This is a genomic window from Streptomyces sp. CGMCC 4.7035, from assembly GCF_031583065.1.
GTDB lineage: Bacteria > Actinomycetota > Actinomycetes > Streptomycetales > Streptomycetaceae > Streptomyces > Streptomyces yaanensis.
The window spans coordinates 4,159,831-4,183,905 of record NZ_CP134053.1 but is presented as its reverse complement, the minus strand read 5'-3'; the positions used below and the strand labels follow the sequence as shown (position 1 = coordinate 4,183,905).

Genomic DNA, 24,075 nt, shown 5'->3' with positions numbered 1-24,075 from the left:
TCACCATGGGCACCGCGGCAGGCAGCGCCTTCGACGCAGAGACCCTGCGCCGAGGCATCGAGGGAGAGAACGCGGCGACTCTGCTGTCCCTTTACAGGGACGACGCGGAGATACGCATCATCGACCGCAACACCCAGCCCAGCCACCCGAAGATCGTCCACGGCCGGGACCAGATCAGCGAAATGCTCAACGACGTCTACAGCCGGGACATGACCCATCACCTGGACCAGTGCGTCGTCCAGGGCGACCACGTCGCCTTCACCGAGTCGTGCGAGTACAGGGACGGCGTCCGGGTGCTGGCCAACTCGATGGTGTCGTTGCGCGACGGCAAGATCGCCGAACAGGTCCTCATCCAGGCGTGGGACGAGTAGAAGGGGAACGGTCGTGAAGGTCCAGGTCAGCTCGCGGCTCTCCTGGACCTTCACGGCGCGGGCGGAACTGGGCCGCCAGGGCCGGACTCGACTGCCACGACCGGTTTCCGCAATGGGTTGGCGCGTGTCCGTTTCTCTTCTTCGGTCGATACTGCGAGCAGCCCGTGCTCGCCCCTGTCATCCGCCACCGCGTGCCGCTCGAAGGCGTCGTGTCCGGCGTCGGTGAGCCGAACCCGCACGCGGCGCCGGGGACCGTCACCGCAGCCGAGCTGCGACCGGGGCTCGGAGCCACCCGCCGCGCCCGGGAGCGGCCGGGGTGGCCGGTGCTCCACGGTCTCAGCCCGCTGATGGTGCCCAGACCGCGCGGTGGTGCCCAGACCGCGCGACTGGCGACACAGCCTGGACGTCACCGACTACTGGTGGCCGTACGACCGTGCGCACCGGCTTCCGTCCGGTCGGCCCGGCCCAACCAGCCCCGCAGCACAACCGGGCCGGCCGACCCCGCAGGTCAATCGGACCTGCCGGCGAAACGGCACCCCTCAGACGTCCGGCAGCCAGCCCGCCGGGCGCAGAATGGCCAGCAGCTGCCGGACCAGTTCGTCCACTATGTCGTCCAGGGTCGCGTCCACCCAGCCCGCTCGCCAGTCGTGCAGCAGACCGTTGACGCTGCCGATGAACGCCGTGGCCGCGATCCGGTAGTCGCGCGGCGCCGCCTCACCGCGCGCGGCGGCGTCGGCGGCCTCCGCGCAGATGAAGTCGACCCAGCGGGAGCGGCGTTCGAGCCGCTGTTCCTCCAGTCGCGGGCTGACGCCGATGATCTCGACGAAGGTGATGCGGATCCGGCGCGGATCGGAGGTGACGTTCGCCGCGTACGCCCGGAAGATCGCGGCGGCGCGCTCGGCGAGCGGCAGGTCCCGGGCCTCGGCGAGGGCGACGGCCGCGGCCTCCTCCGCCCAGTCGTTCACCTGGAGGTGGAGGGCGGCAAGGACGTCCTCAAGCGTGCGGAACTCCTCGTAGAACTGACGCGTGGACAGCCCCGCCGCCTCGCTCAGCGCGGCGACCGTGGTGGACCGGAAGCCGGGGCTGTCGCCGAAGAGCTGGAGCGCCGCGTCCAGGAACCGCCGGCGCCGCTCGGCCTGCCGCTCCTCGGCCGACTTGCCCCCGTACCGGCCCGTCGGCTGCCTGAGCCTGCCCGCCACGCGCTCCCCCTCGTCGCTCGGTGATCCGTCGCCTGTCGGTCAATTTTGTCCTGCACGAAGTCTTGTGAAGACAGCCGCCCCTTCCTTACTTTCCAGTAAGTACACTCTGAACGCGGGCGTATTCAGATCCCCGAGCCGCAGCACCTCCGACTTCCCCGAGCCGGAGCACCTTCAACGATCTGTTGTCATGCCCCCACCAAAGATTGGGACCATGCCATGGCTGTCCTCAGACCCCGGCACCTCTTCTCCCTCGCCGCCGCCCTCGCCCTGACCGCGGGCGGCACGGCGACGGCCGCCTCCGCGCAGGATGCCTCCGCCGCGCTGCGCGAGGTGATGTTCGTGGGCAACAACTGGGAGGGCACCGCCGACGTCATCAAGTCGACGGGCGACTTCGCCAAGATCGGCCGCGTCAACGTGATCCCGGACAAGGCGCAGCGGATGGCGGAGATCAACGCCGACCCGATCAAGTGGATCTACTTCATGGCCATCCGCAACAGCGTCGGCGAGGGGCACGACCAGTTCGTCGACGACATGTACTCCACGCCGGACGGGAAGTCGATGGTCGTCTCCCGGCCGAGCTTCGCCGACGTCGTGTCGATCGACCTCGCCACCGGGAAGATCAACTGGCGCTTCGCGGTGTCCGGTTACCGGGCCGACCACATGGCGGTCTCCCCCGACGGCACCAAGGTCGCGGTCTCCGCCTCCACCGCCAACAAGGTGCACGTGCTGGACATCAACGCCGGTAAGAAACTGGGCGAGTTCGCCACCGGCGACAAACCGCACGAGAACATCTTCACCAAGGACGGCAAGTACATCTGGAACATGGCGATCGGCGATGTGAACACCTCGCTCGACGACCCGTCCGCGGACTGGACGAAGGGCGACCGCCACATCACGATCGCGGACGCCACCACCTTCAAGCAGGTCAAGGTCATCGACATGCGGAACCGGCTGGACGCGATCGGGCTCAAGGACTTCTCCGACGCGGTACGGCCCGCGGTCTTCAGCCCCGACGAGTCCAAGCTCTACTTCCAGGTGTCGTTCTTCAACGGCTTCCTGGAGTACGACGTGGCCGCCGACAAGATCACCCGGGTGAAGACCCTGCCGAAGAACCCGGCCACCAGTGAGGACCGTACGACGTGGGTCAACGACTCGCGCCACCACGGTCTTTCGATGAACCCGTCCGGCACCAAACTGTGTGTCGCGGGCACGATGGACGACTACGCGACCGTCGTCGACCGCGCCACCCTCCAGGAGGGCCCGCTCGTCACCGCCTCCAAGCCCTACTGGGCGACTGTCAGCGGCGACGGCCAGGACTGCGTCATCTCGGAGAGCGGCGCCGACCAGGTCACCGCGATCGACTTCGCGACGGGCCGGAAGGTGGTCTCGGTCCCGGTCGGCGACCACCCGCAGCGGGTACGCCTGGCGCACGTACCCGCCGACTGGACGGGGCCTTCCGCTAGCTGATCTGCTTCGCCGCCCACGCCGACAGCTCCGTCCGCGCCGCGCTCAGCAGCGACGCGGACGGAGCCGTCGCCCCGCTGGTGACCAGCGCGTAGTGCACGACGTTCGTGTCGGACGCGGTCAGCAGGAGCCGCTTGCTGCCCGTGCCGCCCACCTCGTTCGCCACGGCGATCGGCGTCGTCTTCGTGTACGCGGGCAGGCCGGCCGTGGTGCCGAGGTCGGAGACCACCGTGGTGGAGGCGGCCGGGAAGGAAGCGGGCAGATGCAGCTCGGTGGGCGCCGTGGAACCGTTCGAGCGCCAGACCAGGAGGCCGTACTGGCCCGAGCCCACCAGTTGCGCGACATTAGGGAGCGAGCTGGGTACGGGATTCCAGGTCAGCGTCGTCGAGCCGTCCCGGGAGCGGTCCTCGTAGGTGAAGGCGACCGCGCTTCCCGCGGTGGCGCTCGGGTACAGGCGGTCCAGCAGCCGGGCGTCCTGGCGCAGCACGGGATTGCCCGAGTTGTCGAGGGCCACCGCCGAGAGGTCCTCGTCGTTCCAGGCGTCCCCGGCGGTGAGGACCTTGTCGGAGTTGCCGTTCATCAGCTCGTGATGGCGACCGCTGTAGAGGTCCCACTGCCACTGCGTGCCGGACAGCACCGGGCCGGAGCCGGTCGGGTTCGACCACCAACTCGCACCCGGAAGACGGGAGTCGAGCGCCTGGTACATCGCCTTGCCCACCGTCGGCGCCTTGTCGGAGACCGAGCCGGAGAGCGGATGGCCGAACTCGCTGACGATCCCGGCCGTGCCCAGGGCGGTGGTCCGGCCACGCACGGTCCCGAAGTCACTCGCGTACTGCCCGTCCCCCGCCTTGCCCCACATGAGGATGCCGGAGATGGCCTTCTGGTCGTAGAAGTGGGTGTTGAAGACGTAGCGCGAGCCGATCGTGCCCGCGTCGAGGAGTCCGCCCTCCTGCTTCTGGGAGGAGATGTTGGCGTTCCAGAAGAGGTTGGGCTCGACGAAGGCGGGCTTGTCCTGCCAGCCCGCCGAGTCCATGCGCGCGCGGAACCTGACGTAGAACGGCCAGAGCACGTTCTTCTCCCAGGTACGGCTGGTCTGCCCGGAGTCGTACGTGCCCGCATACGGCTCGTTGAACGGGTCGAAGCCGACGACACCCGCGAACTCGTCGCTCGTCAGGTGCTGTTGAACGTAGGCCATGGTCTTCTCGGCGGTGGCGAGGAAGGCGTCCTGCACGCCGTACGCGTTGTGCCAGAAGTCGTACGACCCCTTCGTCACCGCCTGGTTCTGGGTGATGTTCTGGCCCCAGAAGAGGCAGATCCCGCAGGACTCGGCGGGGTAGTTCCCGGCATCCACCGCCCACTCGGGGGCGCCGTCGCCGGTGTACCAGCTGCCCTCGTTGAAGAGGTAGCGGGAGTAGAGGTCCTGGTGGAAGTCGGGGTAGACGCGGATTCCGGCGTCGAGGAACGCGCGCATCTGGTCGGTGACGGCGGCGAGGTACGCCGTGTCGACCTGGCCGCGCACGGGCTCGGCATGGGCCCAGGAGAGCAGGAAGCGGACGGTGTTGCCGCCGCCGAGGGCGCGCAGGGCGGTCGCCGACTTCTTGGCGTCGGCGACCGAGGCGAACGGCAGTCCGCCGTTCTCCTCCAGCTTGGTCTCGCCGGAGACGTTGTATCCGCGCAGGACGACCTCGCGTCCGAGGCCGTCGGCGAAGTGACCGCTTTGGACGGTGAGGGGGGCGGACGCCTGGGCGTCGAACCAGAGGGAGTCGGGAAGGGAGGCGGCTGCCGCGGGCTGGGCACCCGTCGCCGCGAGGAGGCCGGTGAGCGACACGAGAACGCCGAGCATACGCACGCGTAACGTTGCCATGAACATTACAATCAGGCGATTCGGGGGGCCCGTCAACACCCCGGGAGACTCCATGGCGCCACGAGGGAACTTTCGCCCCGTGGATCGGCCGTCACCCCACGTCGCGCCGCTCGCCGCCCCCGGCGCTCGGCCATAGAGTGACGCACGTCACCGCGGTGATCGCGCCTGCTCGCGGGCCGGGCGCGCCTTCCGCACCGGCCGACGCACCGGTAGGTCATGTGACCGGGCCGGTGCGGGTCAGGCGCGCCCCGACTGTGCGCTCCTGGCCGCACGCAGGGCGGCGGCTGTGCCGAGCGTGGACGCGTTCGCCGTTTGGGGCACAGCCCGGCCGCGCCACAGTGGCCGGCTGCGGCGGTGAGAGGAGCTGGGGCGTGAGCGAGGGAGCGCGTGATGCGTGAGATCATCCCGGCGCTGCGCCGGTGGTACGCGGCGGGATCCCCGTTCGGACTCGCCACGGTCGTCGGCGTGAGCCGCAGCGCGCCGCGTGGGCCGGGGGCGGCGATGGCCGTCGGTCCCGGCGACGAGGTGGTGGGCAGCGTCTCCGGCGGCTGTGTCGAGGGCGCGGTGTTCGAACTGGCCCAGGAGGTCGTGGAGTCGGGCGAGGCCCGCCTGGAGACCTTCGGCTACAGCGACGAGGACGCGTTCGCCGTGGGGCTCACCTGCGGTGGCGAGATCACGCTGCTGGTGCGGCGGGTGACGCCGGAGGAGGACACCTCGTTCGGGGCGGTGGCCGATTCGGTGACCGCCGGGCACCCGGTGACCGTGGCGACCGTGATCGACGGTCCCGCGCCGCGTGGGGCCGCTCTCGCCGTGTGGCCCGAGGAGGTGTCGGGGTCGCTGGGGTCGACGGGGCTGGACGTGGCGGTCACCGCCGATGCCCGGGGCGAACTCGCGCTGGGAGCCACGGGGCAGCGGCACTACGGCCCGCACGGCGAGCGGCGTGAGGACGACGTCACCGTCTTCCTGCACTCCTTCGCGCCGCCGCCGCGGATGCTCGTGTTCGGCGCCATCGACTACGCGGCCGCGGTCGCCCGCATCGGCGCCTTCCTCGGCTACCGGGTCACGGTGTGCGACGCCCGCCCGGTCTTCGCCACTCCGAAGCGCTTTCCCGGGGGCGCGGAGGTCGTCGTGGACTGGCCGCACCGCTATCTGCGGGGCACGGCCACCGACGACCGCACGGTGATCTGCGTGCTCACCCACGACCCGAAGTTCGACGTACCCCTGCTTCAGGAGGCGCTGCGCCGGCCGGCCGCATACATCGGGGCGATGGGCAGCCGCCGCACCCACGACGACCGCATGAAGCGGCTGACCGAGGCCGGTCTTTCCCGGGCCGAACTCGCCCGGCTGCGCTCGCCGATCGGTCTGGATCTCGGGGCGCGCACGCCCGAGGAGGTGGCGGTCTCCGTCGCCGCCGAGATCGTGTCGCTGCGGTGGGGCGGCAGCGGGGCGCCGCTGACAGCGACGGCGGGGGCGATCCATCCGACCGGCCCGGCAACGTCATGAGGAGGAACGAAGGGATACACGGGTGCGGGCGCGTCCGAGCGGTTCAGGCCGGTCGGCCGGTGCGGGCGGGCAGACGGTGCAGTGCCACGTCCGTCAGCGCGCCGTCCGTCACGGTCGCGGTCATGTAGGTGCAGTGGGGCTGGCGGCGGCGGTCCGTCGGGGAGCCCGGGTTGAGCAGGCGCAGGCCGGTGTCGGTCGTCGTGTCCCAGGGGATGTGGCTGTGCCCGAAGACCAGCACATCGAGATCGGGGAAGCGCTCGGCGCAGCGGCGTTCGCGGCCCTGGGCGGCGCCGGTCTCGTGGACCACGCCGAGGCGCAGGCCGTCGAGGTCGGCCCGGGCCACCTCGGGGAGCCGGGCCCGCAGGGCCGGCCCGTCGTTGTTGCCGTACACGCCGATCAGCCGCACGGACCGGCTCTCCAGCAGGTCGAGCGTGGCGACGTCCACCCAGTCACCGGCGTGCACCACGACATCGGCACGCGGGAGTTCGGCGAGCAGCGGGGCGGGCAGTTCCCTGGCGCGCTTGGGCAGGTGGGTGTCGGACATCAGGAGCAGGCGCACGACGTCAGGGTGTCATGGCGGCGGGGAACCCGGCGTCACGTGCCCGCCGTGAGCGGCGAGTGCTCCAGCGCGACGTCCGCCCACACCTGCTTGCCGCCGCTGACCGGGAGCGTCCCCCACCCGGCCGACACTGCCTCGACGAGGAGGATGCCGCGGCCGCCCGTCGCCTCCCAGCCGATGCTCGTCGGCTTGACCGGCGTACGCGGTGAGGAGTCGGCGACCGCGATGCGCAACCGGTGGTTGATGAGGGTGAGGTCGAGACGGACCTGGCCGTCGGTGTGGACGAGGGCGTTGGTGACGAGTTCGGAGACGACGAGCTGCACCGTGTCGAGGTCCTCCGTCACCCCCCAGGCCCGCATCGTGCGCCGGGTGAAGCGGCGGGCGTGCCGGACCGCCTCGGGTACGCGCCACACCGTCCAGCTCTCGCGCAGCGGGCGCACCGCCATGCCGTCGTAGCGCACGAGCAGCAGGGCCACGTCGTCGCTGCGGTTGGCCTCGGTGAGCACGGCGTCCGCGACGAGCCCGAGGTGCCCGGGGTCGGCGGCGGACAGTTGGTCGGCCAGCCGTTCGAGACCGTCCTCGAGGTCGAGCTCGGCTGACTCGACCAGGCCGTCCGTGGTCAGGGCGACCAGCGTGCCGGGCTGCAACCGCAACGGGCTCACCGGGAAGTCGGCCTGGGTGATGACGCCGAGGGGTGGTCCGCCCTCGGACTCGACGATCTCCGTGGTGCCGTCCGGATGCCGCAGCACGGGCGGGAGGTGTCCGGCGCGGACGTACCAGGCGGTGCCCTCCTCCATGTCGACGTCGACATAGCAGCAGGTCGCGAAGAGGTCGGACTCCATGTCCAACAGGAGCCGGTTGGCACGCGAGACGACGACGTCCGGCGGGTGCCCCTCGACGGCGTACGCGCGCAGGGCCGTGCGCAGCTGGCCCATCAGGGTGGCGGCGCCGGCGCTGTGGCCCTGGACGTCGCCGATGACGAGGGCGACGTGGTTGTCCGGCAGCGGGATCACGTCGTACCAGTCGCCGCCGAGCTCCAGGCCCGCGGTGGTGGGCAGATAGCGGGCCACGGCGACCGCGCCCGGCAGCCGCGGCAAGCGACGCGGCAGGAGGGCGCGCTGGAGCATGCCGATCAGCTCGTGCTCGGCGTCGAACGAGTGGGCGCGCAGCAGCGCCTGTCCGGCAAGGCCCGCCACGGCGGTGAGCAGGGCGCGTTCGTCGGGGGCGAAGTCATGGGGGTCGTTCCAGCCGACCAGGCAGGCGCCGGCCAGGCCCCCACTGGCCGACAGCGGCAGCACGGCCAGACCGCCGGGGCCGACCTCCGCGAGCGCGGGCTCCAGCGCAGTGCCGGCGGGCCAGATCTGGGCGCGCCCCTCCCGGAGCGCGGTGGCTAGGGTCGGCATGGCGCGCACAGGAGCGTCGGGCCACTCCGAGCGCCACTCCGTGCGCCACAGCTCGGGCCAGGCCTCGGGTTCGGGCGGGTCCAGGACGGTGACGACGAGCCGGTCGGACTCCAGCTCGGCGAGGGCGACGCGGTCGGCCTGCAGCGGCTTGCGCAGGGCGGCGACCACGGCCCGGCTCACGTCACGGACGGTGCCCGCGGTGGCGAGGGCCGCGGCGAGCCGCTGGATGCGGGTGACGTCGCTGACGGCGGGGCGCAGCTTCGAGGCGTCGGCGACCGTGCCGACGAGCAGGTCCGGGCGTCCCTCGCCCGCAGGGAGCAGGCGCCCGCGCAGCCGCAGCCACCTCGGCTCACCGGAGGGCTGGAGGATGCGGAACTCCAGCTCCCGGTCGCCGATGGACATGTGGTCGGCTTCGACCACGGACATCAGGGCGGGCAGGTCCTCCGGCACGGTCCGGGCGAGCAGGGTCTCGACCCTGCCGTCGAAATCCTGCGGGTCGATCTCGAACAGCTCCAGCATCTCGTCGTCGACCTCGACCCGGCCACTGTCCATGGCCAGGCTGAAGGAACTGCCGGTCGGCTCACTGGGTGTTGCGGAGGCGCGCGTGGGGCCGACGACGGCCTCGGCGAGCATCTGGAGGCACTCGCGTTCCTCGGCGTCGAAGCCGTCCGGGCTGTCGCTGACGGCCGCCAGAGCACCGCCGTCACGCAGTGGCAGGACGGCCAGCGAGAAGTCCCTGACGGGCAGGCGGCGGGCATCGACGCACCGGCCCAGGTCCTCCGCGGCGAGCCACAGAGGCTGCCCGGAGCGGTACACGTCCGCCGCGGGGCCGCCGTCGGCAAGGGGATAGGTGTCGCGCAGCCCGTACAGCGCCCTCGGTACGCCGACCGACTCGGTGACGCGCAGCTGGCCACCCGCCTCGTCCGGGGTGTAGACGGCGGCCAGGGTCGCCCCCGCGAAAACGAGCGCCTGTTCGAGCACGCGGCGCAGGCGCTCCCGCGGGTCGAGGTCCTCGGTGAGCGTCTTGAGGGCAAGTTCCGCACGTAGGGTTCTCGTTCTGCGTCCCGCAGCGCCCTCACTGCCCACCCTGTCATTACAGCGCTTCCAGGACGCTCGCGCAGCCCCTGTGACCATGTGGAGGTCCGGCGCCGCCCTTGTGCTTCTGGGAGTGACAGGGCATTCCTGCCCTCCCTCCGACGACGAAGGGTGACGGTCCGGGAGCACGGTGGACCGATACGCCGGAACTCCCGCGCTCGCCGTGCGCGACGCCCCGTCAGGAGGGAGCCTTGATCCGTGGGGGACCCGTCGCGCGGCCGTGCGAGGAGGTGGTCGCGTGTCCGACTGGCAGACGCCCACCCGGGAGCCGCCCGCCGCCACAGTGCCGGTGCGGCGTCCGATGCTGTCGCTGACGCTGGCGGCCATGCTGGACGACGTCCACGCGCATTCCGGGGCGGTGTATCTGCTGGCGCACGACGAGCCGGTCCTGGAGATGGCGGTCATGGCGGGGCTGCCCCGCGCGTTCGCCGCCCCCTGGGAACGGATCGGGCTCGGCACGCCGCTACCCGTCGCGGAGGCGCTGCGCGAGCGGCGGCTCGTCTGGGTGAGCGGCGAGGAGGAGATGGCGAAACGCTATCCACGGATCGCGGTGGTGCTGCCGTATCCGTTCGCCCTGGCCGCGATGCCCGTGGCCACACCGGATACCCGGTACGGCGCGGTGTTCGTGACCTGGCCCGGTTCCCATCAGCCCGAACTGTCCGACCGTGCGCGGGGCCATCTGATGGCGGCCTGTGAACGGCTCGCGCAGCGTCTGGAGCGGGCCGCGGCCGAGAACCGCCCGGTGGGTCCCGAGCCCGATCTGCTCGCCGCCCTGCCGCTGACGGCCGCGGCGGGCACGGTCGGCTGGATGGAGGCGGCCCGGATGGTGGCACGGCTTCCGTACGGGCTGTGCGCGCTCGACATGCACGGGCGGATCAGCTACGCGAATCCGGCCGCGGCCGAGATGCTCGGCGTTCCGGCCGGCACCCTGCTCGGCACCCAGCTGTGGGCCGCGGTGCCATGGCTGAACGATCCGATGTACGAGGACCAGTACCGGGCCGCGCTGATCAGCCAGCATGTGACGTCGTTCGTGGCGTTGCGGCCGCCCGGCGACTGGCTCTCCTTCCGTCTCTACCCGAGCACCAACGGGCTGAGTCTCCGCATCGCCCGGGCCCGCGCGGTCTCCGACATGAGCCGCACCGGGCCCCGGCCGGCCGAGGGCGGCAGGCGGCTGGTGACGATCTCGCACGTGCTGAGCCTGGCCAGCGCGCTCACCGAGGCGGTGGGGGTACAGGACGTGGTGCAGCTGGTCGCCGACGAGATCGCGCCCGCCGTCGGCAGCAGGGCCCTGGTGATCCTCGGCTCGCACGGCGGCCGGCTGCATGTGCTCGGGCACCGCGGTTATCCGGACCCGTCCGTCGTGGAGCGCTGGCACGGCGCGCCGCTGACCGCGCCGATTCCGGGAGCCCACGTGCTGAGCACCGGGGTGCCCGCGTTCTTCGACTCGCGACAGCAGCTCGAGCACCTGTACCCGATACGGCAGGCCACGCCGGACGGGATGGCCGCGTGGGCGTATCTGCCGCTGATCGCCTCGGGGCGGCCGGTGGGCACATGTGTTCTCGCGTTCACCGAACCGCATGCGTTCCCGGCCGACGAGCGGGCCGTGCTGACCAGCCTCAGCGGGCTGATCGCGCAGGCACTGGAGCGGGCCCTGCTCTACGACGCCAAGAACCAGCTGGCGCACGGGCTGCAGGCCGCGCTGCTGCCGGACTCGTTGCCGTCGCTGCCGGGCATCGAGGCGGCCGCCCGCTATCTGCCCGCCACGCAGGGGATGGAGATCGGGGGCGACTTCTACGACCTGGTGCCCACCGGAGCGGGGGCGGCCGCCGTGATCGGGGACGTGCAGGGGCACAACGTGACGGCGGCGGGACTGATGGGGCAGATCCGTACGGCCGTACGGGCGTACACGACCGTCGGGCAGTCGCCGTCCGAGGTGATGCGCAGCACGAACCGGCTGCTGATCGACCTGGGGGCCGAACTGTTCGCGAGCTGTGTGTATCTGCGGCTGGACCCCGAGCGGGGGCGGGTGGTCATGGCGCGGGCGGGGCATCCGCCGCCGCTGCTGCGCAGACCGGACGGGCGGGTACGGGTGCTCGATCTGGCCGGAGGGCCGCTGCTGGGGATCGAGGGGCCCGCCCGGTATCCGACGACCGAGTTCGCGCTGGCGCCGGGTTCGGTGCTCGCGCTCTACACCGACGGGCTGATCGAGTCCCCAGGGGTGGACATCGAGGACGCGCTGGCGGAGCTGGGCGAGCGGTTCTCGCAGGGCGGCGGCGAATCGCTGGAGGCGCTGGCCGACCGGCTGGTGCGGGACACGGCGCGGGACGAGGAGCGACTGGACGACGTGGCGTTGCTTCTTTTGCGAGCGCGAACGTCCGACTGAGGCGTGTGGAGCGGTCGGCCGAATCGTGCGTAGCGCCCGCATGAGGCATGCCGAGCGCCCGCTTGAGATGTGTCGGGCGTCGTCCGTTCGAGGCGTACGGAAGCGCACGCGGAGCGGTCCGGCCCTCCCGCCGGAGGGCCGGACCGTTTCACTGCCCGGGTGAACCGCTAGCGTGTCCCGGTCAGTGGCTCGACTCCAGTCCGGAGCCGTCGCCGGCACCGCTGTGGTCCGACTGCCCGGACTGGTCGTGGGCGCTGCCGGACTGGTCGGCCGCGCCGCCCGCCTGGTCACCGGCGCCGCTCTCGTCACCGGTGCCGGCGCTCTGGTCAGCGGCACCGCCCTGGTCGCCCGCACCGCTCTGGTCGCCGGCGCCGGCGCCCTCGTCACCCGGGCCGGCGCTCTGGTCAGCGGCACCGCCCTGGTCGCCGGCGCCCGCCGCGCCGCCCGCGCCGAGCGTCGCACCGGTCGCCTGGAGTGCGGTGGTCACCGGCTGGAAGAAGGTCTCGCCGCCGGCGGTGCAGTCGCCGCTGCCGCCCGACGTCAGGCCGACCGCGCTGCCGTCCTGGGTGAACAGGGAGCCGCCGCTGTCCCCCGCCTCGGCGCAGACGTTGGTCTGGATGAGGCCGGTGACGGTGTCGACACCGCCCGGGTCGGTCTCGCTCTGGAAGTTGACGGTGGCGTCGAGGCCGGTGACGGTGCCGTCGTGCAGACCGGTCGTGCTGCCCATCCGGAAGACCTGCTGGCCCACCACCGCGTCCGCGGCCTGGTTGATCTGGACCGTCTGGCCGTTGCCGACGTTGACCTCGCTGGGGGCCTGGGTGCCCGGGTCGTCGTACTTGACGAGCGAGAAGTCGCCCTCGCCGGGGAAGGTGGCCTGGTCGACGGTGGCGATCGGCTGCCCGTTCTGGGAGTCGGACCACTGCTTCGCCGCGACTCCGCAGTGACCCGCCGTCAGGAAGGCGGGGCTGCCGTCGCTCGCGGTGACGTTGAAGCCGAGGGAGCAACGGACGCCGCCCGCGTCGGCCTGGGCGAAGATGGCGTCACCGCCCGACACGAACGTCTTGAAGGTGCCCGCGGACTTCTTCAGGGTCGCTACGCCCGAGCCGAGGCTCTTGACCGTCGACTCCAGCGTGTCCCACTTGGTGCCGCTGACGGTGCTGTCGGCGCTGACCTGGATCTCGTTGGTCTTGGGGTCGACGGACCACGCGGTACCGGCGATCGTCGCCCTGGTCCTGAGCGTCTTGGCGGCGGCCTGGAGCGTGGCGGTGCTGTTCCGCACCTGGTTGGGGATCGCCCCCGCCTTTTTGATGATGTTGACGACGTTGCTGTTGTCGCCGACCACGTTGATGACGACCTGCTGCTTGTCGGCGTTGTAGTACGAACCCGCGAAGGCGTCACCCAGCTGGGAGGCCAGCTGCGCGGCTATGTCCGAGACGTCGTCCGCCTTGAACGTTCTGGCCGTGGCGTTGTTCGACGAGTCCGTCTGGGACGCCATGGCGTTGGGCAGAAAGAGGGCCGCAGCTCCGAGCGCCGCCACGCTTCCCGCCGCGATCGCGGCCTTGCGCTTGGGTACGCGTTTGTGACTCAACTTCTTGACCTCCTGGGGACGGGGTCCGTTGCCGCCGTCCGGCAGCTGACTGGGGGCGCCTGGATGCCTGTTGATACGCGCGTGTCAGGTGGGGTGTTCAACGCTCCTTGCAACTGGCCGACTTGGCGTATGCGAAAGCGTGAAATAGGCGGCAAACGTGTCTGCCGGGGCGCGAGAGCGGGAAGAAAACACGCATGACGCCTGCCGAAGCCGACAAGATCCTCGCCGCCAACTTCGCCCCCTGGGTGCTCGATCTGGGCCTCACGGTCGTGGAGTTGGACGACCACCGGGCCGTACTCCGGCTGCCGTGGTCCACGCGGCTGGCCCGGGAGGGCGGCGGGCTGTCGGGGCAGGCGCTGATGGCCGCGGCCGACACGGCGACGGTGATCGCGATCTCGGCGGCGCGCGGCGGCTTCGTCCCGATGACGACGGTCCAGCAGTCCACCAGCTTCCAGCGCGCGGTCGTGGAGGCGGACGTGCTCGTGCAGACGGTTCTCACCAAGCTCGGCCGGCGCATGGCGTTCGCCGACATCACGATGACCGCGGAGGGCTCGGCCGAGATCGCGGCGCGGGCGAGCACCGTGTACGCGCTGCTGGGCTAGAGCCTGGGCGCACACGCGGACACGATCCGCTACCGGCTGGTAACGGTCGGTTCAAGGTGCTGAGCGGAATCCCGGCTTCAGGGAATCTGCACATCGGCTGCGCAAGCGGGTCACGGCGCACGGCGGATCTGCACAGTCACGCGCCGGGGGCCGAGCCATTGGGCCGGGACTGCCCCATTCGGTCGCGGGGCGGCAAGGGGCCTCGCGCGCCGATGCCGCGAAGGGTGTGAAGAAGTCGCCGCCAAGACGTGCGCACGCCTGCACGGATCTGCGCCCGAGAACGCCAATTGCCCTGGTGAGAGCGGTGGTTGAGTGGAACCGCCGCGCGTCGGCGTGCTTTGATCCGTTGCACCGCGGGGGCCACTCCAGAGGGTCCCGGCAACGGGTGCCCGGCGCCCGCGGACCGCGGCCGACCGTCTGTCCCCAGAGGGGGGCCGCTCTCCCCCTTGTGAATATCCATATGAAGGGAAGTTCCATCATGAACTCCACCCCCCAGGTTGAGACCGCCGAGATCTCGGACGCCGAGCTGGACGCCGTGTCCGGTGGCCTGTCGCTGAACGCCGTGGGCACCGTCACCGGCCTGGTGGACGGCGTCGCCCCGGTTTCCGGCCTGGTCGGCACGGTTGTCGGCACCGTCGAGGGTGTCACCGGCCTGAACACCGCCCCGGTCACGAACCTGGTCGCCGGTCTCTGATCGCACCTTTGTGCCGTTGAGTCCCGGAACCGCATCCCGGTTCCGGGACTCTCGGATGCCGTAGATCTCTCCGACAGGTGAGGGAAGTTCCGTGCAGTTCCGTAGGCAGGCCCTCGCCAAGCTGCAATCGCCCGAAGAGCTCGACCTCCCGGTGCGCTTCGCGCGCCCCCAGGGCTGGCTCGTGCTCTCCGTGACCGTGGTCGTCATGGCCGCCGCGTCCGTCTGGGCCGTCACCGGCTCGGTGGCCTCCACCGTCGGCGCGCCCGCCATCCTCACGCACGGCGAGGGCAGTTACATCCTGCAGAGCCCCGTGGCCGGGCAGGTCGTCGCGGTCCTCGCCAAGGAGGGCGAGCGACTGCCCGCGAACTCGCCCGTTCTCAAGGTCCGTACAGAGCAAGGCGACTCGGTGGTCCGTACGGTCGCCGCGGGCCGCGTCACCGCGCTCGCCGCCACCATCGGCCAGATCATCCAGACCGGGGCGAACGTCGCCGCCGTGGAGAAGGTCGCCCACTCGTCGGACCCGCTGTACGCGACGGTGTACGTCCCCGCCGAGAACGCCGCCTCCATCCCCGCGAACGCCTCCGTCGACCTCACCGTCCAGTCGGTGCCCGCCCAGGAGTACGGCGTGCTGCGCGGCCATGTGAAGTCCGTGGACCGTACGGCCCAGTCGGCGCAGCGGATCGCCGCGTACCTCGGGGACAGCCAGTTGGGCGAGCAGTTCACCAGGAAGGGCCGCCCGGTGGCCGTACTCGTACGGCTCGACCGGTCGTCCGGCACCAAGAGCGGCTACAGGTGGTCGTCCGTGGACGGCCCGCCGTTCGCCCTCTCCTCCATGACCCTGGCCACGGGTTCGATCCGCCTGGCCGATCAGCGCCCCATCGATTGGCTTCTGCCGTGACCGCTCCCCAGGACACCCTGCCCCCGGTACGGGGCAGACGCCGCGCCGCACCGCCGAAGCGCACCGTGCCCAAGAGCCGGCAGAGGACCGTCCGCACGCCCACGGTGCTCCAGATGGAGGCCGTGGAGTGCGGCGCCGCTTCGCTCGCCATGGTGCTCGGCCACTACGGCCGGCACATCCCGCTCGAGGAGCTGCGCATCGCCTGCGGTGTCTCCCGCGACGGCTCGCGCGCCAGTAACCTCCTCAAGGCGGCCCGCAGTTATGGCCTGACGGCCAAGGGCATGCAGATGGACACGGCCGCGCTCGCCGAGGTGAGGGCGCCCGCGATCCTGTTCTGGGAGTTCAACCACTACGTCGTCTACGACGGCATGGGCCGCCGCTTCGGCCGCCGGGGGGTGTACGTCAACGACCCCGGCAAGGGCCGCCGTTTCGTGCCGATGGAGGACTTCGACACCAGCTTCACCGGGGTCGTCCTGGTGATGGAGCCGGGCGAGGACTTCACCAAGGGCGGCCGCAGGCCGGGCGTCCTGGGCGCCCTGCCGGCCCGGCTGCGCGGTACGTCGGGCACCATGCCCGCCGCCATCCTCGCGAGCCTCCTCCTGGTGGCGGTCGGCGCCGCGCTGCCCGCGCTCAGCCGGACGTACATCGACATGTTCCTCATCGGCGGGCAGACCTCGATGCTCGGCGTGCTGTTCACGTCGATGGCCGCCTGCGTCCTGCTCACGGTCGTACTGACCTGGCTGCAACAGGCGAACCTGCTGCGCGGCCGTGTCATCTCCTCGACGCTCTCCAGCGCGCGCTTCCTGCGGCATCTGCTGCGGCTTCCGGTGACGTTCTTCGCCCAGCGCAGCCCCGCCGATCTCGTGCAGCGCCTGCAGTCCAACGACGCGGTCGCCGAGACCCTGGCCCGCGACCTCGCGGCGGCGGGCGTCGACGCGATCGTCGTCGTGCTGTACGCGGTGCTGCTGTACACGTACGACCCCCAGTTGACCTTCGTCGGCATCGGCGTCGCGCTGCTCAACGTGGTGGCGATGCGGGTCGTCGTACGGCTGCGCGCGACCCGCACGGCGAAGCTGCGCGCCGACAGCGCCCGGCTGACCAACACGGCGTACACCGGGCTGCAGTTGATCGAGACGATGAAGGCGACCGGCGGCGAGGACGGCTACTTCCGCAAGTGGGCCGGGCAGCACGCCACCACACTGGAGGAGCAGCAGCGGCTCGGTGTGCCCAGCGCCTGGCTGGGTGTGGTCGCGCCGACGCTCGCCACGCTCAACAGCGCGCTGATCCTGTGGATCGGCGGTCTGCGGGCGGTCGAGGGTCATATATCAGTGGGTCTGCTGGTCGCCTTCCAGGCCCTGGTGACCCGGTTCACCGCGCCGATCACCCGGCTCAACGGGGTCGCGGGCCGCATCCAGGACTTCGCGGCGGACGTGGCCCGGCTGAAGGACGTGGAGAACTTCCAGGCCGACCCCCTCTACGGCCGCTCGGGCCGCGGCGCGTCGACCCGCCGTCTGCACGGCCATGTCGAGCTGGAGAACATCACGTTCGGTTACAGCCCGCTCGACAAGCCGCTGCTGAGCGGCTTCGACCTGACGGTCGGCCCCGGCCGGCAGGTTGCGCTGGTCGGCGGCTCGGGCAGCGGCAAGTCCACGGTCTCCCGGCTGATCTCGGGTCTGTACGCCCCGTGGGAGGGCGTGATCCGCATCGACGGCCGGCGTCTGGAGGACATTCCGCGCGGCGCGCTCGCCGCGTCCGTCTCCTTCGTCGACCAGGACGTCTTCCTCTTCGAGGGCACGGTCCGCGACAACGTGGCGCTGTGGGACCCGTCGATCCCGGACGACGCGGTGGTCGCCGCGCTGCGGGACGCCGCGCTGTACGACGTCGTGATGCGCCGTCCGGGCGGCATCCACAGCCGGGTCGAGCAGGACGGGCGGAACTTCTCCGGCGGGCAACGCCAACGCCTGGAGATCGCACGGGCTCTGGTGCGCGACCCCAGCATTCTGGTCCTCGACGAGGTGACCAGCGCCCTGGACGCGGAGACCGAGCAGACCGTGATCGACAACCTGCGCAAGCGCGGCTGCGCCTGTGTGGTCATCGCGCACCGGCTCAGCACCGTGCGCGACAGCGACGAGATCGTGGTGCTCCAGCACGGCACGATCGTGGAACGCGGGCGGCACGACGCCCTGGTGGCGGCCGGTGGGGCATACGCCGAACTGGTCAAGGAGCGGTGAGATGACGGCGGTTCAGGAGGGCGACCTCGTCCTCGATGCCCTCGGCCGGATGGGCACCCCGATCGACTGCTCCGGGACCGGCCGGCTCGATCTGGAGGGGCCGCAGGTGCTGTGGCTGGTCGTGACCGGCGCGCTGGACCTGTACGCGGTCGACGCGGCCGTCCAGGGCCACTGGCACCACCTCGGCCGACTCGAAGCGGGCTCCTTGCTGCTCGGCCCGGTCACAGGACCCCAGCACACCCTGGTCGCCCGGCCGGTGCGCGACTGTGTGGTGCGCCGCATCCAGCTGCGCGAGCTGTACCAGACCCCGGACACCCAGACCTGGTCGTACGACGCGTACGGCAACCCCCAGTACGTACCGCCCACCACGAGCCCCCTGGAGTACGCCCTCGCCCTGGGCGTCGGCCGCGGCCTGTCCATCCTCTTCCAGGCACCGATGGCCACCGAACGGGCCGCCGACATCACCGACGACGACGTCTTCTGGATGCAGGTGCCGCCGGGCAGCGTCCAGTACGGCTCCCTGTACGGTGCGGAAGCGGCGGCCGATCTGCTGGTGGACCCCGCGGTCTGGCAGGGCATGGTCGACCAGCAGTACCGGTTGCTCGCCACCCTCGACCGGTGGATCGAGCAGGTGGAGCGCACCCACGAGACCCGCACGGCGGCCGGCATCAAGGCGGGCGAGGCGGTCCGCGCCCAGGCCGACCGGACCCTGCTCGCCTCGATCGGCACGTCGTCGGCGAAGCGCGTGACGGCGGCCGACGCCGACGCCACGTACGCGGCCTGCAAGCTCGTCGCACGCGCCGCCGGGATCACCCTCGCCGAACCCGCGCAGAGCGGCACCGAGAGCGACCGCCTCGACCCGGTCGAGCGCATCGCGGTCGCCTCCCGGGTCCGTACCCGGGCCGTACGGCTCGACGGGCGCTGGTGGCACGACGACATCGGCCCGCTGGTGGGTCACCGGGCCCTGTCGGGTGCGCCGGTGGCGCTGCTGTGGCGGCGGGGCGGTTATGTCGCCGTCCAGCCGTCGTCGGGGCGCGAGACGCCGATCGAGAAGGCGAACGCGGCGGAGTTTGAATCGCGGGCCGTGATGTTCTACCGCCCCCTGCCCGAGCAGCGCCTCAGCCCGTTGCGGCTGCTGCGGTTCAGCATGCGCGGCACGGGCGGTGATCTGGTCGGCCTCCTGCTCAGCGGTCTGGTGACCGTGGCGATCGGCGCGCTGGTGCCCATCGCCACCGGCAAGGTGCTCGGCGAGTACGTGCCGAAGGCGCAGGAGGGGCTGATCGTCCAGGTCTGCCTCGCCCTCATGGTGACCGGCGTGGTCGCGGCGGCGTTCATGCTGCTGGAGAACATGACCATCCTGCGCCTGGAGGGGCGCATCGAGGCGACGCTCCAACCGGCCGTCTGGGACCGCCTGTTGAGGCTGCCGACGAAGTTCTTCGCCGAGCGCTCGACCGGTGAGCTGGCGAGCGCGGCGATGGGCATCAGCGCCATCCGCCGGCTGCTGGCCGGGGTCGGTCCGGTGGTGGCGCAGTCGGTGACGGTGGGGGCGATGAACCTGGGCCTGCTGCTCTGGTACAGCGTGCCCATGGCGCTGGCCGCGATCGGCATGCTCGTCGTCATCGCCGTCGTGTTCCTGGGGCTCGGACTGTGGCAGGTGCGCTGGCAGCGGCGCCTGGTCCAGCTCTCCAACAAGCTGAACAACCAGGCGTTCCAGACCCTGCGCGGCCTGCCGAAGCTGCGCGTCGCGGCGGCCGAGAACTACGCGTACGCCGCCTGGGCGCGGGAGTTCGCGCGCAGCCGTGAGCTCCAGCAGAAGGTCGGCCGGATCAAGAACCTCACCACGGTTCTGGGCGCGGTCTATCTGCCGCTGTGCTCGCTGCTGCTGTTCATGCTGCTCGCGGGCCCGGCCAGGGGCGCCCTGTCGGCCGCCGACTTCCTCACCTTCACCACGTCGGTGACCATGCTGCTGACCTCGGTCACGCAGCTGACGGGCGCGTTCGTCTCGGCGGTGGCGGCGCTGCCGCTGTTCGAGGAGATCAGGCCGGTGCTGGACGCCACGCCGGAGGTACGCACGGCGAGTACGCGCCCCGGCGTCCTGTCCGGCGGTATCGAGGCGCGCCGGCTGTCGTTCCGGTACGCCGACGACGGTCCTCTCGTCCTCGACGACGTCTCCTTCGAGGTGAAGCCGGGCGAGTTCGTGGCGATCGTGGGCCCGAGCGGCTGCGGCAAGTCCACGCTGCTGCGCCTGCTGATCGGCTTCGACAAACCGGCCTCGGGCAGCGTCCTGTACGACGGCCAGGACCTGGCGGCGCTCGACCAGTCGGCGGTGCGCCGTCAGTGCGGGGTGGTGCTCCAGCACGCCCAGCCGTTCACCGGCTCCCTCCTGGACGTCATCTGCGGAACCGAGCCGTACACGCCGGAGGAGGCGATGGCGGCGGCCGAGATGGCGGGACTCGCCGAGGACATCAAGCGGATGCCGATGGGGCTGCACACCATCGTCCAGGGCAGCGGCGCGATCTCCGGCGGCCAGCGCCAGCGTCTGATGATCGCCCAGGCGCTGATCCGGCGCCCGCGCATCCTGTTCTTCGACGAGGCGACGAGCGCGTTGGACAACGAGACCCAGCGCAAGGTCATCGAGTCCACCCGCGCTCTGAACGCCACCCGGATCGTGATCGCCCACCGCCTGTCCACGGTGCTGGACGCGGACCGCGTCATCGTGATGGAGGACGGCAGGGTCGCCCAGCAGGGGCCGCCGGCGCAGCTGCTCGCGGACACGAACGGACGGCTGCACGAGCTGGTGCGGCGACAGCTGGCGTGAGCGGTCAGGCGCCCGTGCCCGGGATGGGCGCACCCGAGGGGACCCCGGCCTCGACGTACCCCTCGTAGTACTCCTTCCAGGGCGCGCTCGGCCCGGCGTGCGGGCCCTCGAAGCGTTCGCCGCGGGCCTTGGCGTCCAGGGCCGTGAGGCAGACCTCCCAGCCGGCGCCGTTGCGGGCGGCGGCGTTCTCCTCGCCCAGGACGTCGGTGAGCGTGAAGCGGGTGCGCCCCTCGTCGAGATCCTCCAGGGCGAAGCGCAGCTCGTCGCCGCCCCACTCGAAGACGAGGTGCCGCGGCGCGTCGACGGCGACGACCGTGCCGGTCGACTCGGGCATGTTCGGGTCCCCGCTGAAGCTGACGGTGCCGCCGGGACGCAGGTCGAACTCGGCGCGGGAGGGGAACCACTGGGCGAGTTCGCCGGGGTCGGTGACGAATTGCCAGACGCGGTCGACCGGGTGGTCGTAGACGCGGCTGAAGCGGACGGCGGGGCGACCGTCGTCGAGGGTGAGGTAGGTACCGGTGAGGTCTGCGGACATGGTGGATCAGTCCTTCGCGGTGGGTTCGTCGGTGTCGTTCGACGCGCTCGGCCGGCCGGGGCCGCACACCTCGACGATCTCACCGACGGGCCGGGGCCGCTCCAGGATCGGCACGACACCGGCCGGCCGCGTGATCCACGACACCCATCCATCGAAACGTTGCCGTTTCGCGGGAACAGGTTTAGGCTCCAGGTGTACGAAACGGTTTCGTTTACGAACTCGTAACCCGGACGACTTTCCCTGGAGTGGTTTCTCCGATGACCCAGACGGTGAAGGACAGCCCCCTCGCGGGCGACCTGGACGCACCTGCTCCGGCCTCGCCGAAGCGGTGGTGGATCCTCGCGATCATCGCGATCGCGCAGCTGATGGTGGTGCTGGACGCCACCATCGTGAACATCGCCCTGCCGTCCGCCCAGGCGGACCTGGGCTTCTCGGACGGCAACCGGCAGTGGATCGTCACCGCGTACGCGCTGGCCTTCGCCTCGCTGCTGCTGCTCGGCGGACGGATCGCGGATCTGTTCGGGCGCAAGCCCGCCTTCCTCGTCGGCGTCGTCGGATTCGCGGTGGCCTCCGCGCTCGGCGGTGCCGCGACGGGCTTCGGCATGCTGGTCGCCGCCCGCGCCCTGCAGGGCGTCTTCGGCGCGCTGCTCGCGCCGGCCGCGCTGTCGCTGCTGAACACGACGTTCACGGACGCCCGTGAGCGGGCGCGGGCCTTCAGCGTCTACGGCGCGATCGCCGGTGCCGGCGGTGCGGTCGGCCTGCTGCTCGGCGGCCTCCTCACCGACGCGCTCGACTGGCGCTGGACGCTGTATGTCAACGTGGCCATCGCCGTCGTCGCCTTCGCGGGCGGCTGGATACTGCTCGGCAACCACCGCGACGCCGCGAACTCCAAGCTCGACGTACCTGGCACCGTACTGGTCGCCGGAGGCCTCTTCTCCCTGGTCTACGGCTTCTCCAACGCGGAGACGCACGACTGGGACTCGCCGCAGACCTGGGGCTTCCTGATCGCGGGCGGTCTGCTGCTCGTGGCCTTCTCCTGGTGGCAGACCCGCGCCGCACACCCGCTGCTGCCGCTGCGCGTCCTGCTCGACCGCAACCGCGCGGCCTCGTTCCTCGCCGTCCTGATCAGCGGCGGTGGCATGTTCGGCGTGTTCCTGTTCCTCACGTACTACCTGCAGCTGAACCTCGGCTTCAGCCCGACGAAGACCGGTGTGGCGTTCCTGCCGATGGTCGGCGCGCTGATGGTGACGGCGCAGCTCGGCACCACGGTGCTGCTGCCACGGATCGGACCGAAGGCGGTCATCCCGCTGGGCTTCGCCGTCGCCGTGGCCGGCATGGCCTGGCTGACCGGTATCGGGCTCGACACGCACTACGCGAGCGGGGTGCTGCCGCAGCTGGTCGTGATCGGCCTGGGCCTCGGCCTGGTGATGCCCTCGGCCATGCAGCTCGCCACCGGCGGGGTGGCGGCCGAGGACGCGGGTGTCGCCTCCGCGACGGTCAACGCGATGCAGCAGGTGGGCGGTTCGATCGGAACGGCGCTGCTGAACACGCTGGCCGCGAGCGCCGCGAGCGACTACCTGGCCGGGAAGGACGCGACCAGCAAGCTGGTCCAGGCGCAGGCGACCATCGAGAGCTACACCACCGCCTTCTGGTGGTCCGCGGGCCTGTTCGCCGCGGGCGCGGTCATCGCGCTCCTGCTCTACCGCCGCGGCGCGCACCAGCCCGACCCCGAGGGCGCGCAGGTCGTCCACATGTAATCACTGATCCGAGGCCGAGGGGCCGCCGTCCTCAGGGAGACGGCGGCCCTTCTCCTTGGAAAGGCATCACGGCCGTCCTACGTCTTCCCTCGTATGCCCTGCTGTGCTTGCCTGGGGAGCCCTTTCGGCGGTCGGGGCGGGAGTTGCGGCATGCGGAAGCCGTGGATCGTGGGGGTGCTGATGGCCGGGCTGCTGCTCGGCGCGTGCGGGGATCCGACGTCCGGGCCCGAGGCGGCTCCCCCCGCGCCCAAGGTCTCCGGGGCCTCGCCGACGACGCGTCAGCGAGCGGTGTCCACGCCGAGCGCCGCCCCTGCCCAGCCTCCCACCGTGCTGTATCTGGGCGACTCGCTCGCGATGGAAAGCCAGAAGGTGCTGGGCCAGACGCTGACGAGCGACCTGCGCGCGAGGTACACGAGCGCCCCGTACTCGGGCACCACCCTGTGCGACTACCTGGAGGGCGGCGCGCAGCGATCGCTCGTGCCGGCCGCGGACAAGGCGGCCGCGCTGGTACGTGCGACGCACCCGGACTTCGTGGTGCTCCAGTTCTGGGGCAACTCCTGGGGCTACACGCCCTGCATGGACGGGATCACCTACGCCGCGGCGCGGGCCAGGTACTTCACCCGGTACGCGGCCGACGCGGCGCGTCTCACCCAGCAGATCGCCGCGGCGGGCGGCACCCGACGGCCCAGGATCGTCTGGGTATTGCAGGGGCCGGATCCGATCACCCCCGACCGGGTCCGGCGCGTCAACGAGATGTACGAGCAGCAGGCGCGCTCCTCGGGCGATCTCGTCTCCGACGCGGGAGGCACCGTCAGCCCGGCCTCGGGCCGCTACACCTGGGCGCAGTACCTGCCGTGCACCGCGTACGAGCACGAGCACCCGGCGTACTGCACCCAGCCGGCCCGCGACCGCACCGCCCTGCACCGCGACGACGACTATCTGCACTTCTGCCTCGCCCCGACGACATCGACGCCCAAGCCGTGTCCGGTCCGCTCGCCGGGCATCCTGCGCATCGCACAGGAGATCACCCGGACGATCGCGGCGCAGGTACGGTGAGTTCCTGACGGCCGGTCCTCGCATCCGCACACCGTTGGAAGGGCCGCGCACCGGC

General features: G+C 71.4%; 18 protein-coding genes. 11 read left to right on the top strand and 7 right to left on the bottom strand.

All coding sequences use genetic code 11. From position 1 onward, the window contains the following. The first annotated feature begins 5 nt into the window (after nt 1-5). Nucleotides 6-371: a nuclear transport factor 2 family protein gene (locus tag Q2K21_RS17985; protein WP_310771979.1), complete on the top strand. Its 366-nt coding sequence runs from the start codon at nt 6-8 to the stop codon at nt 369-371. A gap of 539 nt (nt 372-910) precedes the next feature. Here Q2K21_RS17985 and Q2K21_RS17980 read toward each other — a convergent pair. Further along, nucleotides 911-1,570 (bottom strand): TetR/AcrR family transcriptional regulator, encoded by a 660-nt coding sequence (locus Q2K21_RS17980; protein WP_310771976.1) that lies wholly within the window; start codon nt 1,568-1,570, stop codon nt 911-913. 216 nt (nt 1,571-1,786) lie between these two features. Between Q2K21_RS17980 and Q2K21_RS17975 the strand changes: the two genes are divergently transcribed. Further along, a complete protein-coding gene (locus tag Q2K21_RS17975; RefSeq protein ID WP_310771973.1) occupies nt 1,787-3,037 on the top strand; it encodes a YncE family protein in 1,251 nt (416 codons plus the stop codon). Here the strand turns inward: Q2K21_RS17975 and Q2K21_RS17970 are convergent. Continuing rightward, nucleotides 3,030-4,898 carry a cellulase family glycosylhydrolase gene (locus tag Q2K21_RS17970; RefSeq protein WP_386275647.1) on the bottom strand — a complete coding sequence of 623 codons (1,869 nt, stop codon included), beginning with the start codon at nt 4,896-4,898 and terminating at the stop codon, nt 3,030-3,032. The genes Q2K21_RS17975 and Q2K21_RS17970 overlap by 8 nt on opposite strands. A gap of 390 nt (nt 4,899-5,288) precedes the next feature. Here Q2K21_RS17970 and Q2K21_RS17965 point away from each other — a divergent pair, with 390 nt between their 5' ends. Continuing rightward, nucleotides 5,289-6,401 carry an XdhC family protein gene (locus Q2K21_RS17965; RefSeq protein WP_310771968.1) on the top strand — a complete coding sequence of 371 codons (1,113 nt, stop codon included), beginning with the start codon at nt 5,289-5,291 and terminating at the stop codon, nt 6,399-6,401. Between the two features lie 43 nt (nt 6,402-6,444). On the opposite strand, the gene Q2K21_RS17960 is transcribed toward Q2K21_RS17965, so the two are convergent. After that, nucleotides 6,445-6,960, bottom strand: coding sequence for a metallophosphoesterase family protein (locus tag Q2K21_RS17960; protein WP_310771966.1), 516 nt, complete (start codon nt 6,958-6,960; stop codon nt 6,445-6,447). A gap of 35 nt (nt 6,961-6,995) precedes the next feature. Further along, a complete protein-coding gene (locus tag Q2K21_RS17955; protein ID WP_310771964.1) occupies nt 6,996-9,449 on the bottom strand; it encodes a SpoIIE family protein phosphatase in 2,454 nt (817 codons plus the stop codon). Between the two features lie 310 nt (nt 9,450-9,759). Here Q2K21_RS17955 and Q2K21_RS17950 point away from each other — a divergent pair, with 310 nt between their 5' ends. Then, nucleotides 9,760-11,841: a SpoIIE family protein phosphatase gene (locus tag Q2K21_RS17950; RefSeq protein ID WP_310781063.1), complete on the top strand. Its 2,082-nt coding sequence runs from the start codon at nt 9,760-9,762 to the stop codon at nt 11,839-11,841. A 181-nt stretch (nt 11,842-12,022) separates the two neighbouring features. On the opposite strand, the gene Q2K21_RS17945 is transcribed toward Q2K21_RS17950, so the two are convergent. Then, nucleotides 12,023-13,429, bottom strand: coding sequence for a S1 family peptidase (locus Q2K21_RS17945; RefSeq protein ID WP_310771962.1), 1,407 nt, complete (start codon nt 13,427-13,429; stop codon nt 12,023-12,025). 194 nt (nt 13,430-13,623) lie between these two features. Between Q2K21_RS17945 and Q2K21_RS17940 the strand changes: the two genes are divergently transcribed. The 5 genes from Q2K21_RS17940 (at nt 13,624) to Q2K21_RS17920 (ending at nt 20,672) form a co-directional block, all read left to right on the top strand. Next, entirely contained in the window at nt 13,624-14,031 is a 408-nt protein-coding gene (locus tag Q2K21_RS17940) for a PaaI family thioesterase (RefSeq protein ID WP_310771960.1), read from the top strand. 478 nt (nt 14,032-14,509) lie between these two features. Next, the gene (locus Q2K21_RS17935; protein WP_310771958.1) at nt 14,510-14,725 is read left to right on the top strand and encodes a type A2 lantipeptide; all 216 of its coding nucleotides are present in this window, start codon (nt 14,510-14,512) and stop codon (nt 14,723-14,725) included. A gap of 91 nt (nt 14,726-14,816) precedes the next feature. After that, nucleotides 14,817-15,623, top strand: coding sequence for an HlyD family efflux transporter periplasmic adaptor subunit (locus tag Q2K21_RS17930; protein ID WP_310771956.1), 807 nt, complete (start codon nt 14,817-14,819; stop codon nt 15,621-15,623). After that, entirely contained in the window at nt 15,620-17,854 is a 2,235-nt protein-coding gene (locus Q2K21_RS17925) for an NHLP family bacteriocin export ABC transporter peptidase/permease/ATPase subunit (protein ID WP_310771954.1), read from the top strand. The genes Q2K21_RS17930 and Q2K21_RS17925 overlap by 4 nt, the downstream gene beginning before the upstream one ends. Nucleotide 17,855: 1 nt before the next feature. Beyond that, a complete protein-coding gene (locus Q2K21_RS17920; RefSeq protein WP_310771952.1) occupies nt 17,856-20,672 on the top strand; it encodes an NHLP bacteriocin export ABC transporter permease/ATPase subunit in 2,817 nt (938 codons plus the stop codon). A 4-nt stretch (nt 20,673-20,676) separates the two neighbouring features. Here the strand turns inward: Q2K21_RS17920 and Q2K21_RS17915 are convergent, their stop codons facing one another. Then, complete coding sequence (locus Q2K21_RS17915) at nt 20,677-21,207, bottom strand: SRPBCC family protein (RefSeq protein ID WP_310771950.1); 531 nt, start codon at nt 21,205-21,207, stop codon at nt 20,677-20,679. A gap of 6 nt (nt 21,208-21,213) precedes the next feature. Then, entirely contained in the window at nt 21,214-21,351 is a 138-nt protein-coding gene (locus Q2K21_RS17910; protein WP_310771948.1) for a hypothetical protein, read from the bottom strand. 113 nt (nt 21,352-21,464) lie between these two features. Between Q2K21_RS17910 and Q2K21_RS17905 the strand changes: the two genes are divergently transcribed. Continuing rightward, nucleotides 21,465-22,964: an MFS transporter gene (locus Q2K21_RS17905; protein WP_310771946.1), complete on the top strand. Its 1,500-nt coding sequence runs from the start codon at nt 21,465-21,467 to the stop codon at nt 22,962-22,964. A 150-nt stretch (nt 22,965-23,114) separates the two neighbouring features. Next, complete coding sequence (locus tag Q2K21_RS17900; protein ID WP_310771944.1) at nt 23,115-24,020, top strand: SGNH/GDSL hydrolase family protein; 906 nt, start codon at nt 23,115-23,117, stop codon at nt 24,018-24,020. Nucleotides 24,021-24,075 lie beyond the last annotated feature (55 nt).

Coding starts and splice junctions, on each gene's coding strand:
- Q2K21_RS17985 (WP_310771979.1), top strand. CDS start 6: ATGGGCACCGCGGCAGGCAGCGCCTTCGACGCAGAGACCCTGCGCCGA.
- Q2K21_RS17975 (WP_310771973.1), top strand. CDS start 1,787: ATGGCTGTCCTCAGACCCCGGCACCTCTTCTCCCTCGCCGCCGCCCTC.
- Q2K21_RS17970 (WP_386275647.1), bottom strand. CDS start 4,898: ATGGCAACGTTACGCGTGCGTATGCTCGGCGTTCTCGTGTCGCTCACC.
- Q2K21_RS17965 (WP_310771968.1), top strand. CDS start 5,289: ATGCGTGAGATCATCCCGGCGCTGCGCCGGTGGTACGCGGCGGGATCC.
- Q2K21_RS17950 (WP_310781063.1), top strand. CDS start 9,760: ATGCTGTCGCTGACGCTGGCGGCCATGCTGGACGACGTCCACGCGCAT.
- Q2K21_RS17940 (WP_310771960.1), top strand. CDS start 13,624: ATGACGCCTGCCGAAGCCGACAAGATCCTCGCCGCCAACTTCGCCCCC.
- Q2K21_RS17935 (WP_310771958.1), top strand. CDS start 14,510: ATGAACTCCACCCCCCAGGTTGAGACCGCCGAGATCTCGGACGCCGAG.
- Q2K21_RS17920 (WP_310771952.1), top strand. CDS start 17,856: ATGACGGCGGTTCAGGAGGGCGACCTCGTCCTCGATGCCCTCGGCCGG.
- Q2K21_RS17915 (WP_310771950.1), bottom strand. CDS start 21,207: ATGTCCGCAGACCTCACCGGTACCTACCTCACCCTCGACGACGGTCGC.
- Q2K21_RS17905 (WP_310771946.1), top strand. CDS start 21,465: ATGACCCAGACGGTGAAGGACAGCCCCCTCGCGGGCGACCTGGACGCA.
- Q2K21_RS17900 (WP_310771944.1), top strand. CDS start 23,115: ATGCGGAAGCCGTGGATCGTGGGGGTGCTGATGGCCGGGCTGCTGCTC.